Origin of the sequence: Candidatus Allofournierella merdipullorum (assembly GCF_048426865.1) — a bacterium.
GTDB lineage: Bacteria > Bacillota > Clostridia > Oscillospirales > Ruminococcaceae > Allofournierella_A > Allofournierella_A merdipullorum.
In genome coordinates this window covers 23,012-41,157 of sequence record NZ_DBFNWJ010000045.1, presented here as the reverse complement: position 1 = coordinate 41,157, position 18,146 = coordinate 23,012, and the positions used below count along the sequence as shown (strand labels likewise).

At 65.0% G+C, this 18,146-nt stretch carries 17 protein-coding genes; 15 read left to right on the top strand and 2 right to left on the bottom strand.

Going from position 1 to position 18,146, the window contains the following annotated elements:
* From ACMNAY_RS08305 to coaD, 12 genes are all read left to right on the top strand, one after another.
* Positions 1–874: phosphate ABC transporter substrate-binding protein (locus tag ACMNAY_RS08305; RefSeq protein ID WP_418719072.1), on the top strand; the 874-nt coding region annotated here is incomplete at its 5' end.
* Positions 875–953: 79 nt separating this feature from the next.
* Entirely contained in the window at positions 954–1,820 is an 867-nt protein-coding gene (gene pstC, locus ACMNAY_RS08300; protein ID WP_418719071.1) for a phosphate ABC transporter permease subunit PstC, read from the top strand.
* Complete coding sequence (gene pstA, locus ACMNAY_RS08295; protein WP_418719070.1) at positions 1,817–2,737, top strand: phosphate ABC transporter permease PstA; 921 nt, start codon at positions 1,817–1,819, stop codon at positions 2,735–2,737. Before pstC ends, pstA begins: the two co-directional genes overlap by 4 nt.
* A complete protein-coding gene (gene pstB, locus ACMNAY_RS08290) occupies positions 2,734–3,495 on the top strand; it encodes a phosphate ABC transporter ATP-binding protein PstB (RefSeq protein WP_418719069.1) in 762 nt (253 codons plus the stop codon). Before pstA ends, pstB begins: the two co-directional genes overlap by 4 nt.
* A gap of 13 nt (positions 3,496–3,508) precedes the next feature.
* On the top strand, positions 3,509–4,159 hold the full coding sequence (phoU, locus tag ACMNAY_RS08285; RefSeq protein ID WP_394975934.1) for a phosphate signaling complex protein PhoU: 651 nt from the start codon (positions 3,509–3,511) through the stop codon (positions 4,157–4,159).
* A 154-nt stretch (positions 4,160–4,313) separates the two neighbouring features.
* Entirely contained in the window at positions 4,314–5,585 is a 1,272-nt protein-coding gene (locus tag ACMNAY_RS08280) for a diaminopimelate decarboxylase (protein ID WP_418719068.1), read from the top strand.
* Between the two features lie 145 nt (positions 5,586–5,730).
* Positions 5,731–6,633 (top strand): M15 family metallopeptidase, encoded by a 903-nt coding sequence (locus tag ACMNAY_RS08275; protein WP_394975936.1) that lies wholly within the window; start codon positions 5,731–5,733, stop codon positions 6,631–6,633.
* Positions 6,634–6,648: 15 nt separating this feature from the next.
* Positions 6,649–7,926 carry a M16 family metallopeptidase gene (locus tag ACMNAY_RS08270; RefSeq protein WP_418719067.1) on the top strand — a complete coding sequence of 426 codons (1,278 nt, stop codon included), beginning with the start codon at positions 6,649–6,651 and terminating at the stop codon, positions 7,924–7,926.
* A complete protein-coding gene (gene yfmH, locus ACMNAY_RS08265; RefSeq protein ID WP_418719066.1) occupies positions 7,919–9,175 on the top strand; it encodes an EF-P 5-aminopentanol modification-associated protein YfmH in 1,257 nt (418 codons plus the stop codon). The genes ACMNAY_RS08270 and yfmH overlap by 8 nt, the downstream gene beginning before the upstream one ends.
* Before the next feature lie 23 nt (positions 9,176–9,198).
* Positions 9,199–10,302, top strand: a complete 1,104-nt coding sequence (lgt, locus tag ACMNAY_RS08260) for a prolipoprotein diacylglyceryl transferase (RefSeq protein WP_418719065.1) — start codon at positions 9,199–9,201, stop codon at positions 10,300–10,302.
* 25 nt (positions 10,303–10,327) lie between these two features.
* Complete coding sequence (folD, locus tag ACMNAY_RS08255; protein WP_418719064.1) at positions 10,328–11,182, top strand: bifunctional methylenetetrahydrofolate dehydrogenase/methenyltetrahydrofolate cyclohydrolase FolD; 855 nt, start codon at positions 10,328–10,330, stop codon at positions 11,180–11,182.
* A gap of 52 nt (positions 11,183–11,234) precedes the next feature.
* The gene (coaD, locus tag ACMNAY_RS08250; protein ID WP_418719063.1) at positions 11,235–11,747 is read left to right on the top strand and encodes a pantetheine-phosphate adenylyltransferase; all 513 of its coding nucleotides are present in this window, start codon (positions 11,235–11,237) and stop codon (positions 11,745–11,747) included.
* A 74-nt stretch (positions 11,748–11,821) separates the two neighbouring features.
* Here coaD and mnmA read toward each other — a convergent pair whose 3' ends face one another.
* Entirely contained in the window at positions 11,822–12,892 is a 1,071-nt protein-coding gene (mnmA, locus tag ACMNAY_RS08245) for a tRNA 2-thiouridine(34) synthase MnmA (protein ID WP_418719062.1), read from the bottom strand.
* 25 nt (positions 12,893–12,917) lie between these two features.
* Positions 12,918–13,367, bottom strand: a complete 450-nt coding sequence (gene rnhA / locus ACMNAY_RS08240; RefSeq protein WP_394968648.1) for a ribonuclease HI — start codon at positions 13,365–13,367, stop codon at positions 12,918–12,920.
* A gap of 380 nt (positions 13,368–13,747) precedes the next feature.
* Between rnhA and ACMNAY_RS08235 the strand changes: the two genes are divergently transcribed.
* Genes ACMNAY_RS08235 through rplI form a run of 3 tightly spaced genes read left to right on the top strand, consistent with a single transcriptional unit; the run spans position 13,748 to position 18,127 of the window.
* A complete protein-coding gene (locus ACMNAY_RS08235) occupies positions 13,748–15,631 on the top strand; it encodes a ribonuclease J (protein WP_418719061.1) in 1,884 nt (627 codons plus the stop codon).
* 28 nt (positions 15,632–15,659) lie between these two features.
* The gene (locus ACMNAY_RS08230; RefSeq protein WP_418719060.1) at positions 15,660–17,642 is read left to right on the top strand and encodes a DHH family phosphoesterase; all 1,983 of its coding nucleotides are present in this window, start codon (positions 15,660–15,662) and stop codon (positions 17,640–17,642) included.
* A 38-nt stretch (positions 17,643–17,680) separates the two neighbouring features.
* Positions 17,681–18,127, top strand: coding sequence for a 50S ribosomal protein L9 (gene rplI / locus ACMNAY_RS08225; protein ID WP_394968651.1), 447 nt, complete (start codon positions 17,681–17,683; stop codon positions 18,125–18,127).
* Positions 18,128–18,146: the final 19 nt, after the last annotated feature.

Genomic DNA, 18,146 nt, shown 5'->3' with positions numbered 1-18,146 from the left:
GAAAAAGTTTGTTGCTTTTGCGGCCGCTCTGTGCATGGCCGTGAGCCTGGCAGCCTGTGGCAGCGCCCCTTCTTCCAGCGCCCCCGCCGCCAACACCGACAGCTCTGACACCACCGTCAGCACCCCCGCCTCTGAGACCAGCGAGCTGGAAGGCGCGGTGACCACCGGCGGTTCCACCAGCGTGGAGAAGGTCATCCTGGCCATGCAGGAGTCCTTCATGATGGCCAACCCCGGCGTTGACGTTACTTACGATCCCACCGGCAGCGGCGCGGGCATCACCGGCGCTTCCGAGGGCACTCTGGACATCGGCCTTTCCAGCCGCGCCCTGAAAGAGGACGAGACCGGCCTGGTGGGCACCACCTTCGCCCTGGACGGCATCGCCATCATCGTGAACAATGAGAACACCGTCACCGACCTGTCTCTGGAGCAGATCAAGGGCCTGGCCGACGGCACCATCACCAACTGGAGCGAGGTGGGCGGCCCTGACGCCCCCGTGGTCCTGATTGGCCGTGAGGCCGGCAGCGGCACCCGCGACGGCTTCGAGAGCATCGTTGGCGTGGAGGATGTCTGCGTCTACGATCAGGAGCTGACCAGCACCGGCGCCGTGATCGCCGCCGTGGCCGCCAACCCCAATGCCTTCGGCTACGCTTCTCTGTCCGCTGTGGATGAGAAGGTCAAGGCTGTGACCGTGGACGGCGTGGAGGCCACCGAGGCCACCGTGCAGGACGGCAGCTACAAGGTGCAGCGTCCCTTCGTCTTCGTCACCAAGGAGGGCGCTGAGCTGAGCGACGCCGCCCAGGCCTTCATCGACTTCGCCCTGAGCGAGGACGCTCACCAGCTGATCATCGACGCCGGCGCGGTGCCCCTGGCGTAACGAGCGCACACGGTTTCCCGAAAAAAGCCGCACGGCAGGCGCCGTGCGGCTTTTGCCGGGCTGTGAAAGGAGAACGCCCATGAAAACCAAACACATCACCGAGGCGGTCATGCACGCAGTGTTCTTCACCTGCGGTATGCTGGCCATCGCCTTCGTGGCCCTCATCAGCCTTTATATCATCACCGCCGGTCTGCCTGCCATCAAGGAGATCGGCCTCGGCGAGTTCCTGCTGGGCACCGTGTGGAAATCTACCGCCGCTGAGCCCAGTTTCGGCATCCTGCCCTTCATCCTCACCAGCATCTGGGGCACCCTGGGCGCCATCGTCATCGGCGTGCCGGTGGGCGTGCTCACCGCAGTGTTCCTCTCCAAGGTGGCCAGCCCCCGGGTGGCGGGCATCGTCCGCCCTGCGGTGGACCTGCTGGCGGGCATCCCCAGCGTGGTCTACGGCCTGGTGGGCATGATGGTGTTGGTGCCGCTGATGATGCAGGTGTTCCATCTGGACAACGGCACCTGCCTGCTGGCCGCCATGCTGGTTCTGGCCATCATCATTTTGCCCGGCATCGTGTCGGTGAGCGAGACGGCGCTGAACGCCGTGCCGCCTGAGTACGAGCACGCCAGCCTGGCTCTGGGCGCCACCTGGATGGAGACCATCTTCAAGGTGAGCCTGCCCGCCGCGAAAAGCGGCATCGGCGCGGGCGTTGTGCTGGGCGTGGGCCGCGCCATCGGCGAAGCCATGGCCGTTATGATGGTGGCCGGCAACGTGCCCAACATGCCCGGCCTGTTCAAGAGCGTCACCTTCCTGACCACCGCGGTGGCCAAGGAGATGAGCTACGCCAGCGGCCTGCAGAAGCAGGCGCTGTTCAGCATCGCTCTGGTACTGTTTATCTTTATTATGCTGGTCAACGGCCTGCTGGGCCGTGTGCTGAAACGGGGGGAGAAGGAATGAGCACTCTTCAGGCAACACTGAACGCATCCGGCGTGCGCGCCGAACGGGCCGCCGCTCCTTCCAAACTCCGCCTGCGTAAGGCCAAGAGCGCTGTGCTGCTGGGCCTTGTCTACGCCGCGGCGGCGCTCACCTGCGCGCTGCTCATCGGCCTCATCGGCTACATCTTCGTCAAGGGCGTGCCCCACATCACCTGGCAGCTGCTCTCCACCGCGCCCAGTGCGCTGAAGGACACCATCGGCATCCTGCCCAACATCCTGAACACCCTCTACATCGTGGCTTTCAGCCTGCTGCTGGCCCTGCCGCTGGGCGTGGGCGCTGCGGTGTACCTCACCGAGTACGCCACCAGCCGCAAACTCATCGGCCTGGTGGAGTTCGCCACCGAGGCGCTGGCGGGCATCCCCTCCATCCTCTACGGCCTGGTGGGCATGCTGTTCTTCTGCCAGATGCTGGGCTTCAAGACCAGCCTGCTCTCCGGCGGCTGCACCCTGGTCATCATGATCCTGCCCACCATCATCCGCACCACCCAGGAGAGCCTCAAGACCGTGCCCGCCAGCTACCGTGAGGGCGCGCTGGGCCTGGGGGCCACCAAGTGGTACATGATCCGCACCATCGTGCTGCCTTCCTCGCTGGAGGGCATCATCACCGGCTGCATCCTGGCCGTGGGCCGCATCGTGGGCGAAAGCGCCGCGCTGCTGTTCACCGCCGGCGTGGGCACCGTCATTGCCAAAAATGTCTTCGCGGCCTTCAGCCGCAGCGGCGGCACCTTGTCCGTGGCGCTGTATATGTATGTGAGCGAGCGTGGTGAGTTCGACGTGGGCTATGCCATCGCCGCCATCCTGATGCTGCTGGTGCTGGGGCTGAACGCCGCCACCCGGCTGGTACGCAACCGAATGAAAAAGAAGGAGGGCGCACAATGAGCGAGACCCCCATTTTGCAATCGAAGGACCTTCACCTGTACTACGGCGAGACCGAGGCGCTGAAGGGCATCAACATGGATATCCAGAAGAACGAGATCACTGCCCTGATCGGCCCCTCGGGCTGCGGCAAGTCCACCTTCCTCAAAACCCTGGACCGCATGAACGATCTCATCCCCAGCGTGCGCATCACCGGCGAGGTGCTGCTGAACGGCCAGGACATCTACGCCAAGGACGTGGATGTGAACGAGCTGCGCCGCCGGGTGGGCATGGTGTTCCAGAAGCCTAATCCCTTCCCCATGAGCATCTACGACAATGTGGCCTACGGCCCCCGGCTCCACGGCAACCACTCCCACGCCGAGCTGGACGAGCTGGTGGAGAAGAGCCTGCGGGGCGCGGCTTTGTGGGACGAGGTGAAGGACCGCCTGAAAAAGAGCGCCATGGGCCTCTCCGGCGGCCAGCAGCAGCGCCTGTGCATCGCCCGGGCGCTGGCGGTGGAGCCGGACGTGCTGCTGATGGACGAACCCACCAGCGCTCTGGACCCCGGCAGCACCCTGCGCATCGAGGACCTGATGGCCGATTTGAAAAAGGACTACACCGTGGTCATCGTGACCCACAACATGCAGCAGGCCAGCCGTATCTCGGACAAGACCGCGTTCTTCCTGCTGGGCGAGCTGGTGGAGTACGGCCCCACCATCCAGATCTTCCAGAACCCCCAGGACAAGCGCACCGAGGATTACATCACCGGCCGGTTCGGCTGACAAGGAGGCAACTATGCAGACCCGAAACAATTACACCGAGGCGCTGGGCCAGCTGCGCGTGCATGTGATGGAGATGGGCGGCGGCATCGTGCAGGCCATCGGCCGCACCCAGCGCGCCCTGGAGCAGCTGGACGCCGACCTGGCCCGCTCGGTCATGGAAGGCGACGACGAGTTCGACAAGATGGAGCGCGACATCGAGCAGGAATGCCTGACCCTGGTGGTCACCCAGAGTCCCGTGGCGGGCGACTGGCGGCGCATCGCCTCCATCATGCGCATGATCGCTGACCTGGAGCGTATCGCCGACCACTGCGCCGACATCAGCGAGTATGTGGTGAAGCTTTCCGGCAAGGAGAAGGTGGAGCACATCCCCTATTTCTCTGAGATGTTCGGCCTGATGCAGAAGATGGTGCAGGACACCGTGCAGGCCTACGTTGACCTGGACGTGGAGAAGGCCCGCCTTGTGGCCGCCCAGGACGACGCCCAGGACGACTACTTCGAGGAAGTCTGTGAGGAGCTGTGCCAGATGATGGCCGCCAACACCGGGGCCATCTCCCAGTATGTGGACTATCTGATGATCGCCAAGTATCTGGAGCGCATGAGCGACCACGCCACCAACCTGGCGGAGTGGATCGAATACATCGTCAAGGGCGAGCTTCGCATCTGAAATTTGTCTTTTCTCTCTTGCCGCCTCCGGCTTTGATTTGCCGGGGGCGGTTTTGATTTTAGAAAAGTTGCCAATGGGGCTTCATCGTGCTATAATAATGAAACTTCGGGCCGGGCAGCAGCGCCCGCGCGCCGCAAAGAGGGGAGAGTGCAGTATGCAGAAAGTACCGTTCATCACACTGGAACAGGCCCAGCAGATCATTGCCGATGTGCCCACGCCGTTCCATCTTTACGACGAGAAGGGCATCCGGGAGAACGCCCGCCGCCTTTATAAAGCCTTCAGCTGGAACAAAGGCTTCAAGGAGTATTTCGCCGTCAAGGCGACCCCCAACCCCTATCTGATGCAGATCTTGAAAGAGGAAGGCTGCGGCATGGACTGCTCCTCCTACACCGAGCTGGTGCTCAGCGAGGCCTGCGGCATCACCGGCCATGACGTGATGTTCTCCTCCAACGTGACCCCCGTGCAGGACATGAAAAAGGCCGCCGAGATGGGCGCCTACATCAACCTGGACGACTACACCCACGTGGAGTTTCTGGAGCGGGTGGCCGGCGTGCCCGAGACCGTCTGCTGCCGCTACAATCCCGGCGGCGTGTTCAGCCTGGGCAACGGCATCATGGACAACCCCGGCGAAGCCAAGTACGGCATGACCGAGGTGCAGATGGTCAGCGCCTTCAAAAAGCTGATGGCCAAGGGCGCCAAGCAGTTCGGCATCCACGCCTTCCTGGCCAGCAATACCACCTACAACGAATACTATCCCACCCTGGCGGGCATCCTGTTCGAGCTGGCCGTGCGCCTGCACGAGGCCACCGGCGCGAAAATTGCCTTCGTGAACCTGTCCGGCGGCGTGGGCGTGGACTACGCCCCCTACCAGCCCAAGAGCGACATCGAGGCCATCGGCGAGGGTGTGCGCAAGAAATTTGAGGAAATTCTGGTGCCCGCGGGCATGGGCGATGTGGCCATCTTCACCGAGCTGGGCCGCTACATGCTGGCCCCCTACGGTCATCTGGTGGCCACTGTGCTCCACGAAAAACACATCCAGAAAGACTACATCGGCCTGGACGCCTGCGCCGCCAACCTGATGCGCCCGGCCATGTACGGCGCTTACCACCACATCACCGTGCTGGGCAAGGAGGACGAGCCCTGCGACCGCATCTACGACGTCACCGGCGGCCTGTGCGAGAACAACGACAAGTTCGCTGTGGATCGCCCCCTGCCCAAGATCGAGATCGGCGACGTGGTGGTCATCCACGACACCGGCGCCCACGGCTTCTCCATGGGCTACAACTACAACGGCAAGCTGCGCAGCGCCGAGGTGTTGCTGAAAGAGGACGGCTCTCACCAGCTCATCCGCCGCGCCGAGACCCCGGCGGACTACTTCGCTACCTTCGATTGCACCCCCTACTGGGACAAACTGCAAAAAGGCTGACCGCTCAGGCCGCCGCCCTCTGAGGCGGCGGCCTGTCATATTTTCTTTGCAATTCTTCGATTTACAGCCGCGTCCCCCGGGTGTATAATAGATAACTGAATCATCGAAAAACGCCGCCCCCGCGCGGCTTGAAGGAGTGTACCCCATGGCAAGCTATCCCCCCCGTGATATGAGTGAAAGCGAGCGCCGCCGCCGCGCCGCCGCCCGTGCCCGCCGCAAGCGGCAGGTGATGCGCAACCGGCTGATCTTCTTTGCGATCTGCCTTGTGCTGGCCGCGGCTGTGGGCTTCGGCGTCTTTAAGCTGGTGGGCGTGCTCACCGCCGGCGATAAAGAGAACGGAACTTCCGGCCAGAGCAACAGTCAGAGCACCAGCCAGAGCGCCGGCGATTCGACCAGCCAGCCCGCCAGCGAACCCGCCAGCCAGCCGGCCAGCGAGCCGGCGTCCTCCGCCGAGACCGTCATCCCCACCACCGACGGCGACTGGCGGCTGACCCTTGTGAACAACAATGTGGCCCTGCCGGAAAACTGGCAGATCACCACCAAGGTGGCCGAGGCCTCCACCCAGAAGGAGCTGGCGGAGGAAGCCGCCGACGCCTATATGCAGATGAAGCAGGCCGCCGCCGTGGACGGCGTGGAGCTGCTGCTCTGCTCGGGCTACCGCACGGTGGAATACCAGCAGAACCTCTTCGACCAGGAAAAGCAGAAGTGGCTGGACGAGGGTATGTCCGACCAGGAGGCCTACGACAAGGCCAAAACGGTGGTGGCCGTGCCCGGCTATTCCGAGCATAACTCCGGCCTGGCGGCGGACATCGTCACCCCCGACCACCAGACCCTGGACTCCGCCTTTGCCAATACCGACGCGGCCAAGTGGATGTTTGAGCACGCGCCGGACTACGGTTTCATCCTGCGCTACCCCGAGAACAAGCAGGCCATCACCGGCATCATCTACGAGCCCTGGCACTACCGCTATGTGGGCGTGGAGAACGCCAAGGCCATCACCGAGAGCGGCAAGTGCCTGGAGGAATATCTGGACGGCCTTTCCGCCTGACCGAGAAGGAGACCTATGAGCTTACACACCGAATCCATCGCCCCCGGCGTGCAGCTGCACACCCTGCCGGCGGATAAATTCAACCGCTGCCGCATTTCCATCCATTTCCGTTTTCCCGCCGTTCGCGCGGCAGCCACCGACCACGCCCTGCTGCCGCTGGTGCTGGAGCGGGGCTATTCCGCCTGCCCGGACATGACCGCTCTCTCCCGCAAGCTGGCAAAACTCTACGGCGCGGACCTCACCGTGGCCACCTCCATGCAGGGGGCCTGCCGGGTGCTGAGCGTCAGCGTCACCGGCATCAAGGACGAGTTCGCACTGGAAGGGGAACGCCTTTCCGCCGAGTACGCGGCTCTTGCCTTCGGCGTGGCCTTTGAACCTTATTTTGAAAATGGCGAGTTTTCCGCCGAGGCGGTGAACATCGAAAAAGCCACCCTCGCCCGCCAGCTGGAGAGCGAGATCAACGACAAGCGCCTGTACTGCGTGCGGCAGGCCCAGCGCCGCTTCTTTGGCGATTCCCCGGCGGGCGTCGCCCGGGACGGCTATCTGGAGGACCTGCCCTCCGTCACCCCCGCCAGCCTCACCGCGGCCTACAAGGATATCCTTGCCACCGCCGCCATCGACGTGATGGTGCTGGGGGCGGACGAGGCCGCCGTGCGGGCAAAGCTGACCGCGGCGCTGGACGGGCTGCACCGCGCCCCGGCGCAGCTGCCCTCCTTCCTCGCCATGCCCGCCGTTCCGGCGCAGCATTTTGAGGAAAAACTGGACCTGGTGCAGGCCAAGCTCTGCATGCTGTTCACCATGGGCGCGCCTGCGGACCCGGAAGAACTGGACGTTTACCGCATGGCCATGTGCGTGTTCGGGGGCCTGCCCTCCAGCCGCCTGTTTTTGAACGTGCGGGAAAAGCAGAGCCTTTGTTACTACTGCGCCAGCCGCATCACCGCCGCCTCCGGCTGCATGATGGTGGACAGCGGCGTGGAACCCGCCAACGCCCAGAAGGCCGAGGCGGCCATTCTGGCTGAACTGAACACCCTGCTGGAAGGCCCCATCGCCCCCGAGGAACTGGAGAACGCCCGTCTGGCCCTGGCCAGCGGCATGGCCGGCGTGGGCGACAGCCTCGCCAGCCTGGAAAACTGGTACTTCGGCGAGATTGTGCGGGGCGGCCGCATCAGCACCCCCGGGGAGGCTTCGGCCCGCCTTGCGGCCATCGGGGCCGACGAGGTGCGGCAGGTGCTGCGCCGGTTCACCCTGTCGGTGAGCTATCTCGTGACCCAAAAGGAGGAGACCCATGGCTGAGAATTTCGACGCCGTGCGCCGCGCCGTCGGCTGCCAGAGCGCCGTGCTGGAAAGCGGCCTCACTGTGCTGGTGCGCCCCATGCCCGGCTACAGCAGCACCTACGCCATCTACGGCACCCGCTTCGGCTCGGTGGACCTGGACTTTGAGGTGGACGGCAAGCCTGTCCACCTGCCCGCGGGCACGGCCCACTTCCTGGAGCACAAGATGTTCGAGAGCGAGGAGGGCGACGCCTTCGCCCGCTTCGCCAAGACCGGCGCTTCCGCCAACGCCTACACCAGCTTCGACAAGACCTGCTACCTCTTTTCCGCCACCGACAAGGTGGACGAAAACCTGGATATCCTACTGAGCATGGTGAACGAGCCCTACTTCACCGAAGCGACCATCCAAAAGGAGCAGGGCATCATCGGCCAGGAAATCAAAATGTACGACGACAGCCCCGACTGGCGGGTGATGACCGCCCTGTTCGGCTGCCTGTACGAAAAGCACCCCATCCGCCACGACATCGCCGGCACGGTGGAGAGCATCGCGCAGATCACCCCGGAAATGCTCTACGACAGCTGCCGCGCGTTCTATAACCCCGGCAATATGGTGCTGGCGGTGGCAGGTAACGTGACCATGGAGCAGGTGCTGGCCGCCTGCCGGCGGGCAAAACTGCCCGCCCGGCCGGGCAGCGTGCGGCGTTTCGAAGCCGACGAGCCCGCGGCCATCGCCCGCCCCGAGGCCCGCTTCTCCATGCAGGTGGCAAAGCCCTGCCTGGGCGTGGGCTTTAAAGAGGCCCCGGTGCGCGGGGTCAAGTTCGAGGTCATCTGCGACATGCTCACCGAGGTCATTTGCGGCGGCATGACCCCCCTCTACCGCACCCTCTACGACCAGAACCTGGTGAACCCCGGCTTTGACGGCGAGTTCCTGGCGCTGGACGGCCTGTGCTGCTTCATGTTCACCGGCGAGACCGACCAGCCGGAAACCGTGCGTGACATGCTGCTGGCCGAAATTGAGCGGCTGCGCGCCGAGGGTGTGGACGAGGAACTGTTCACCCTGTGTAAAAACCAGCTCTACGGCGAGATGGTGCAAGATTTGGAAAGCACCGAGAGCGCGGCGTCCCTGCTGGCGGGCAGCTTTTTGCGGGGCTGCGAGCCGGGCGAAGAGCTGGCGGCGCTGGCCAGCGTGACCAAACAGGACCTGGACGACGCCTTGCAGACCATGCTTCGTCCCGAGCGAAGCGCCACCGTGGTGGTGGACCCCGCCTGAGGGCAGAAAAGGAGAAACAGCTTATGATGACGAATCTGGTCCAGTTCCCCCGTCTGGGGCTGGAGCTTGAAATTGACCGGGTGGCCTTTACCCTGGGCAACATGAACATTTATTGGTACGGCATCATCATCGCCGCGGGTCTGCTGCTGGCGCTGGCCTTCGCCTTCCACTACGCGGCGGACTTTGGCGTGGACGCCGACCGTCTGGTGGACGTGGTGCTGGTGGGCACGGTGTGCGCCATCGTCTGCGCCCGGGCCTACTATGTGGCCTTCGCGCCGTTCAAATATGACTCCATCTGGGACATGATCAACCTGCGGGACGGCGGCATCGCCATCTACGGCGCGGTGATCGGCGCGGCGGTGTTCGGCGGCCTTGCCTGCAAGTGGCGCAAAGTGCCCGTCCTGCCCACCTTTGACCTGGTGGCCATGGGCTTCCTCATCGGCCAGGGCATGGGCCGCTGGGGCAACTTCTTCAACCAGGAAGCCTTCGGCACCAACACCAACTCCATCTTCGGCATGTACAGCCGCTCCACCCATGAATACCTGGCGCAGTGGCAGAGCACGCTGGCCGAACAGGGCGTGACGGTGGACCCCTCCATGCCGGTGCATCCCACCTTCCTGTACGAGAGCATCTGGTGCTTCGTGGGCTTCTTCGCCCTGTGGGCGTTCATGAAAAAGCGCCGCTACAACGGCCAGATCGCCCTGCTCTACGCCGTGTGGTACGGCGCGGGCCGCTTCTGGATCGAGGGCCTGCGCACCGACTCCCTGCTCATCCCCGGCGTGGGGCTGCGGGTGAGCCAGGTGGTGGCGCTGGTGGGCGTGGTGGCCGGCCTTGTGCTGCTGGCCGTGCTGGGCAAAAAGTATAAAAACGTGCCCTTCCAGGTGCAGCTGGCGGTGAGCGGCGACACCCTCAAACAGGCCCGCGCCGCCGGCCTGACCGACGCGCAGATCGCCTCCATTGCCGGCAAGCTGCCGGTGGGCGCGTCCCACGCCGCCTTCGCGGCCCAGACCGCCCAGATCACCCAGACCAACTGGGCCGCCCGGGCCGCCGCTCTGGCGGAGGAGAACGCCCCGGCAGATGAGAACGCCCCCGAGGCCGTCGAACAGCCGGAGGCTTCGGAAGAATAACCGTTACAGAAAGGGGAGGAACGCCATGGCGGCGCAGATCATCAGCGGAAAAATCCTTGCGGACCAGGTCAAGCAGCGGGTGGCCGAAGAGGTCGCTCAGCTCAAAGAGCAGGGGATAACCCCCTGCCTCGCGGTGATGCTGGTGGGCAACGACCCGGCCAGCCAGGTGTATGTGCGGGGCAAGCAGAACGACTGCCACGAGTGCGGCATCGAGAGCCGTCTTGTGCGTCTGGACGAAAACGCCAGCCAGGCCGAGGTGCTGGAACAGCTGCACCTTCTGGCCAGCGACCCGTCGGTGCACGGGGTGCTGGTGCAGCTGCCGCTGCCCGCCCACATCGACGAGCAGGCGGTCATCGCCGCCATCCCCCCCGAAAAGGACGTGGACGGCTTCACCCCGGTGAACGTGGGGCGGCTGACCATCGGCCAGCAGTGCTTTTTGCCCTGCACCCCCGCCGGCTGCATCGAGATGCTCAAAGCCGCCGGCGTTGCCATCGAGGGCAAGCGGGCAGTGGTGGTGGGCCGCAGCAACATCGTGGGCAAGCCCGCCGCACTGCTGCTTTTGCGGGAGAACGCCACCGTCACCGTCTGCCACTCCCGCACCAAAGACCTTGCGAAAATTTGCGCCGAGGCGGATATTCTTGTGGCCGCCATCGGCAAGGCGAAGTTCATCACCGGCGACATGGTCAAACCCGGCGCAGCGGTGATCGACGTGGGCATCAACCGCGGGGCGGACGGCAAGCTCTGCGGCGACGTGGACTTTGAGGCCGCCGCCGAAAAGGCCGGCTGCATCACTCCGGTGCCCGGCGGCGTGGGCCTGATGACCCGTGCCATGTTGCTGTGCAACACGGTGCAGGCTGCCCGCATGGCCGCCGCGCTCTGAAAAAGCGCCCCATCCCGCCGGGCCTTTTTGCCCGGGAAAGGAAGAGACTCCTATGGAAAAACGCATTGCCATCTGCCCCGGCAGCTTCGACCCCATCACCAAGGGCCACCTGGACATCATCCGCCGGGCGGCAAACCTCTTCGATGAGGTGATCGTGCTCATCATGGTGAACTACACCAAGACAAACACCGCCTTCACCGCCGCCGAGCGGGTGGAGATGGCCCGCCGGGTCACGGCCGACATCCCCAATGTGCGGGTGGACTACTACGCCGGCCTGCTGGCGGACTACGCCCGGCAGCAGGGAGCCTGCACGCTGGTGAAGGGCCTGCGGGCGGTGACCGACTTTGAGTACGAGTTCCAGATGGCCCTCACGAATAAAAAACTCTATCCCAATCTGGAAACGCTCTTCCTCACCACCGACATCCAGTATATGTACCTGTCCAGCTCGGTGGTGCGGCAGGTGGCCAGCTTCGGCGGCGACATTTCCGAGTTCGTCTGCCCCGAGATCCTGGAGGACATCCAAAAGCGCCTGGCCCCGGCCCCCGGGGTGCTGCCCAACGCCTGAGAACACAGAACAAAAGAAAGCCGGCGGCTTGTCCCTGAAACGGGAAAAGCCGCCGGCTCTTTTTGTGCTGCGGGTCAGTCCAGCGCCTCAGCGATGAAGCCGCCGCCCACCACCGCGTCGCCGTCGTAGAACACGGCGCTCTGGCCGGGGGCGGGGGCGCGGGCGGGCTCGTCGAACCGCACCATGCCTTCGCCGTCGAAGGTGCAGCCCACCGGCGCGGCGGCGCTGCGCACCTTCACCTCGTAGTGCCCGGCGGGCAGGGGAGCGCCGTCGGGGGTGCACACGTCCGAAAGGCGCATGCCGCCGAAGAATTCCTCCCCGGCCCAGCCCAGGACCACGTCGCCGTTTTCACGGATGGCCTTCACAAAGGCCGGCTTGCCCAGGGCGAGGCCCAACCCCTTGCGCTGGCCCAGCGTGTAGCGCAGCACGCCCTTGTGGGGGCCAAGGTCTGACCCGTCCGGGGCGATGAAATGCCCCTCCTTGCCCGCGAGGCCCCGGCCCTCGATGAAGGCCGCGTAGTCCCCGTCGGGAATAAAGCAGATCTCCATGCTGTCCGGCGCGTCGGCGCAGGGGAGGGAGGCGTCCCGGGCCATCTCCCGCACGTCCTCCTTCTCAAACTCGCCCAGCGGCAGGCACAGCCGGCTGAGGATGTCCTGCCCCAGCCGGTAGAGCATGTAGCTCTGGTCCCGGGCAGTGCTCACCGCCTTGCAGACGGTGTAAACGCCGTCGCCCCGGTCCTCCACCCGGGCGTAGTGGCCGGTGGCAATGAAGCGGCAGCCCAGCTTGTCCGCCTCGGCGGCCAGCAGCTTGAACTTCACCGCCGGATTGCACAAAACGCAGGGGTTGGGGGTGCGTCCGGCGCAGTAGGCCGCGCAGAAGGGCCCCACCACCTCTTTTTCAAAAGCCTCGCCCGCGTCGATCACCGTCAGCGGAACGCCCAGCGCCGCCGCCGCCTTTTGCGCCTCGGCCACTGCCTTGTCGTGGGCGGGAGAGAAGCGGATGACCGCCCCCTGCACTTCAAACCCCTGCTGGCGCAGCACATTCACGCAGACGGCGCTGTCCACCCCGCCGGAAAGCCCTACCAGCACCCGGTCCGCCTCTTCAAAGGTGGAAAACCCGCTGCCGGGCAAAAACGCATCGCTCATCGTTAAAAACTCCTTTTAGCTTTTCTCAGGCCTGCCGCCCGCCGAATTTCTTGCTCTGAGCCACCGCCAGCCGGTCGCACCGCTCGTTTTCCGGGTGGCCGGCGTGGCCCTTGATCCACTTGTAGTGGATGACGTGGCCCTCGGTCAGGTTCAGCAGCTTCTCCCACAGGTCCGGGTTCAAGGCGGGGGATTTGTCCGCCTTTTTCCAGCCCCGGGCGCGCCAGCCTTTGGCCCAGCCCTTTTCGAGACCGTCGATGACGTATTTGGAGTCGCTGCACAGGGTGATCTCGCAGGGCTCCTTCAGCTGTTCCAGCGCCGCGATGAGGGCCATCAGCTCCATGCGGTTGTTGGTGGTCTCGGCCTCGCCGCCGCTCAGCTCCTTCTCGTGCTGCTTGTAGCGCAGCACCGCGCCCCAGCCCCCCGGGCCGGGATTTCCGCTGCAGGCGCCGTCGGTAAAAATTTCGATCTGTTTCATCCGTTCCTCCCGCGCGCGCCCCGCAAAAGGGGCGGCTGTCCCCATTATTATACCCTGTTTGGCCGCCGCGGGCAAGGCATCACGGGCCCGGTTTTTGTCTATACTGACGTGAGGCGGCCCGCCCTTTTTGTTGACAATTACTCATATTCGGCTGTATAATAAACGTAACTTTAAGCATCTGCTTAAAACCCGAGTGCGTTATAAAAACAGGGCCCGGTCGCATTGAACAAATGGACTTTTCGTGCCCGGCGGCGCTGCCGCAAGACCCACCCGAACCCCGCAAGAGGGCTACATACGCCCATCCACCCCCGCGCTTTGCCCCGGCCCGCTTTCTGCGTGGCCCGGGCATGTTCTGCGCACCATTTTTACGGAGGAACTTTATGAACCAACCCAATCCCGAAAAGAACGCCCGCAAGCCCAGAGCGCCCCGCGCCCCCAAGGGCGGCGCCCAGGCGAAGCCCGAAACGGCCAAGAACGGCCGCGGCAAACCCGCCCAGAAGGCCCCGCAGCCTCAGGCGGCCGACGCCCGCGCGGCGGACAATGCCCGCCGCAAGCCCTTCTACAGCCGTACCCGCCGGCCCCAGCAAAGGCAGAAGACCGGCCCCGCCGCCGTGCCCATGCACATCATCCCGCTGGGCGGCCTGGGCGAAGTGGGCAAGAACATCACCCTGTACGAGTGCCAGGGGGATATGCTCATTGTGGACTGCGGCCTCGTCTTCCCGGACAGCGACATGTTCGGTGTGGACCTGGTCATCCCCGACTTCACCTATGTGGTGCAGAATAAGGACAAGATCAAGGGCGTCATCATCACCCACGGCCACGAGGACCACATCGGCGCGCTGCCCTACCTGCTCAAGCAGGTGAACCTGCCGGTGTACGCCACCCGGCTGACCATCGGTCTCATCAAGAACAAGCTGGAGGAGCACGGCCTGCTGGGCCGCACCAAGCTGGTGGAGATCACCCCCCGGCGCAAGTTCAAGCTGGGCTGCTTCACCGTGGAGCCCATCCATGTGAACCACTCCATCCCCGACGCGGTGGCCTTTGCCATCGAGTGCCCGGCGGGCGTGGTGCTTCAGACCGGCGACTTCAAGATCGATTACACCCCCCTCTCCGGCGGCCCCACCGATTTGGCGGCCTTCGCGGAGTACGGCCGCAAGGGCGTGCTGGCGCTGCTGAGCGACTCCACCAACGCCGAGCGCCCGGGCTTCACCGCCACCGAGAAAAAGGTGGCCCAGAGCTTTGCCAACCTCTTCCGCCGTGCGGACAAACAGCGCATCATTATCGCCACCTTCGCCTCCAACCTCTACCGCATCCAGCAGATCATCGACCTGGCGGTGGAGAACGGCCGCAAGGTGGCCGTGAGCGGCCGCAGCATGGCCAACAACACCCAGATGGCCCTGGAGCTGGGCTATCTCCACGCCCCCGAAGGGGTGCTCATCGACATCGAGCAGCTGAACAAGTATCCGCCGGAGAAGGTGGTGCTCATCACCACCGGCAGCCAGGGCGAGCCGCTGAGCGCACTCTCCCGCATGGCTTCCGCCAGCCACCGCAACGTGCGGGTGGGCCCGGGGGACTTCATCATCATCTCCGCCACCCCCATCCCCGGCAATGAGAAGATGGTCACCAAGGTGGTCAACGGCCTGCTGCTGCTGGGCGCCGAGGTCATCTATGAATCCATGTACGACGTGCACGTTTCCGGCCACGCCTGCCAGGAGGAGCAGAAGCTCATCCTCACCCTCACCGCGCCCAGGTACTTCCTGCCGGTGCACGGCGAGTACAAGCAGTTGAAGAAGCACGCCATGACCGCCGAGAGCCTGGGCATCCCCGCCCAGAACATCCACATCGCCGAGATCGGGCAGGATATCCGCCTGTCCGCCGACGGGCTGGAGACCTGCGAGCCGGTGCCCGCGGGCGTGGTCATGGTGGACGGCCTGGGCGTGGGCGACGTGGGCAACGTGGTCCTGCGGGACCGCCGCCACCTCTCCCAGGACGGCCTGGTCATCGTGGTGGCCACCGTCTCCGCCGACGGGCAGCTGCTGGCCGGGCCGGACCTGGTCAGCCGGGGCTTTGTGTATGTGCGGGAGAGCGAGGAACTGATGGACGAGGCACGCAAGCTGGTCATCCAGTGCTTCGAGCGCTGCCGCAACGAGCGTACCCACGACTGGAACAGCGTCAAGACCCGCGTGCGGGAGACGCTCTCCGCCTATATCTACCGGCGCACCAAGCGCAGCCCCATGATCCTTCCCATCCTGATGGAAGTCTGACCCTTTCCCCGAAGGAGGCGAACATCCCATGCGCAGCCGACTGCGTCTTTCTCTGGAACTGCTCTGCGCGGCACTTGCCGCGCTGTGCTGTGTGCTCACCGCCGTGGTGGCCGCACTGTATCCGCCGGCCCTGCTGGTGCTGGTGCCGGCGCTGGCGCTCATCGCCGTGGCCATCGTTCTGGGCGGGCGGCATCTGCGCCGCGCCATCTGCCGCGCGGTGAACTGCACCCGGTTCGAGGGCAGCGAACTGCAGCTGAGCCTGGGCTCGCTGGGCCTTCCGGCGGCGCTGCTCAGCGGAAAGACGCTGGTGTGGTACAACGAGGCATTCCGCGCCCGGCTGCTGGCCGGCGAGGACGCCTTCCTTCAGCCGGTGAGCCGGGCCCTGCCCGGCCTGGACCTGCGCCAGTGCGCCGAGGAGAAGGGCCAGAATCTGGAGCGGGCGGGCCGGCGCTACACCGCCTTTTCCGCCCCCGGCGCGGAAGGTTTTGCCATCCTCTATCTGGTGGATGACACCGAGCTGAAAGCCGCCGCCGCCGAATACGCCGCCAGCCGCCCGGCCTACCTCATCATCGAGGTGGATGGCTATCAGGAGCTGGTGGCCGACCTGCGTGACTCCGAGCGCAGCCATGTGATGGAGGCGGTCAACCGCACGCTGGAACAGTACTTTGCCCGCACCAACGGCTTTTTGCGCCGGGTGTCGGTCTCCCGCTACATCGCTGTGGTGGAAGAGCGCCACATGAAGGAGATCGTGGCCGCCCGCTTCGATCTGCTGGACAAGGTGCGCGCGCTGAACGAGAGCGTGCAGCTGACCTTGTCCATCGGCGTGGGCCGGGGCGGCAGCTGCCTGAAGGAATGCCAGCAGATGGCCCAGCAGTCGCTGGACATGGCCCTGGGCCGCGGCGGCGACCAGGCGGCGGTGAAGACCCCCGACGGATTTGAATTTTACGGCGGCGTGACCCGCAGCGTGGAAAAGCGCAGCCGGGTCAAGAGCCGCATCCTTGCCAACGCCCTGGTGGATCTGGTTCGCCAGGCGGACAGCGTGGTCATCATGGGCCACCGCATGTCCGATCTGGACGCCATGGGCGCCGCGGTGGGCGTGCTGCGCATCTGCAAAGGGCTGGACGTGCCCGCCGTCATCGCGGTGCGCCGCAAGGCCACGCTGGCCTCCAGCCTCATCGAGAGCTTTGAGCAGGCGGGTCTCGGCGAAGATTTCATCGAGCCGGAGGAAGCCGCCGAACTGGTTACCGCCAGCACCCTGCTGGTGGTGGTGGACACCCACATCACGGGCCTGGTGGAAAGCCGCGACATTCTGGAAAAATGCGGCCAGGTGGCAGTCATCGACCACCACCGCAAGGCCGTGGGCCACATCGAGAACCCGGTGCTCTTCTGCCACGAGCCCTACGCCTCCTCCACCTGCGAGCTGGTGTGCGAGCTGCTGCAGTATGTGCCCGGCGAAGAGACCAACCCCACCCCGCTGGAGGCTCAGGCGCTGCTGGCGGGCATCATGCTGGACACCCGCAGCTTCGCCCTTCACACCGGCGTGCGCACCTTTGAGGCCGCGGCTTACCTGCGGCGGATGGGCGCTGTCACCGAGGAGGTGCGGCTGCTCTTCAACTCCTCGCTGGAGGAGTACACCGTCAAGTCCAATCTGGTGGAGAGCGCCCGGCTGTACATGGGCTGTGCCGTGTCGGTGTCCGGGGAGCTGCCCCCGGGCATGGCGGTGGCCGTGCCTCAGGCCGCCAACGACCTGCTCACCATCAACGGGGTGGGCGCCAGCTTTGTGGCGGTTCAGAAGGGGGACGGCGTGAACATCTCCGCCCGCAGCATGGGCAAGGTGAACGTGCAGGTGATTTTGGAGCAGCTGGGCGGCGGCGGTCACATGACCATGGCCGGCGCGCAGCTCAAGAATATCAGCCTGGACCACGCCGAGCAGATGCTCTGCGACGCCATTGCCGACTATCGCCGCCAACAGCAGGCGAGCCAGAAAAACCAGCAGGCGACGCAGCCGTAAGGCCGCCCCGCCCGCTCACATAAAAGGAGAAACGAACCATGAAGGTCATTCTGAAACAGGACGTTAAAACCATCGGCAAAAAAGACGAGATCCATGAGGTGTCGGACGGCTACGCCCGCAACTTCCTTTTCCCCCGCGGCCTGGCCGCTCCGGCGGACGCCGCCGCGGTGAACATGGCCCGCACCAAGAGCGAGGCCAAGGAGCACCACGCCGCCGAGGCCCTGGCCGCGGCCCAGGCGCTGGCGGACAAGGTGAAGGACAAGACCGTCACCCTCAAGGCCAAGGGCGGCGCCTCCGGGCGGCTCTTCGGCAAGATCACCGCGAAGGACGTGGCCGAAGCGTTGAGCAAGGCCGTGGGCACCGAGCTGGACAAGCGCAAGGTGGAGCTGGAGCGGGACATCAAAGACTTCGGCACCTATTCCGCCACCGTGAAGCTGCACCCCGGCGTGAGCGCGGCTTTCAAGGTGAAGGTGGAGGAACTGTAAAAATCGGACCGCCCCGCGC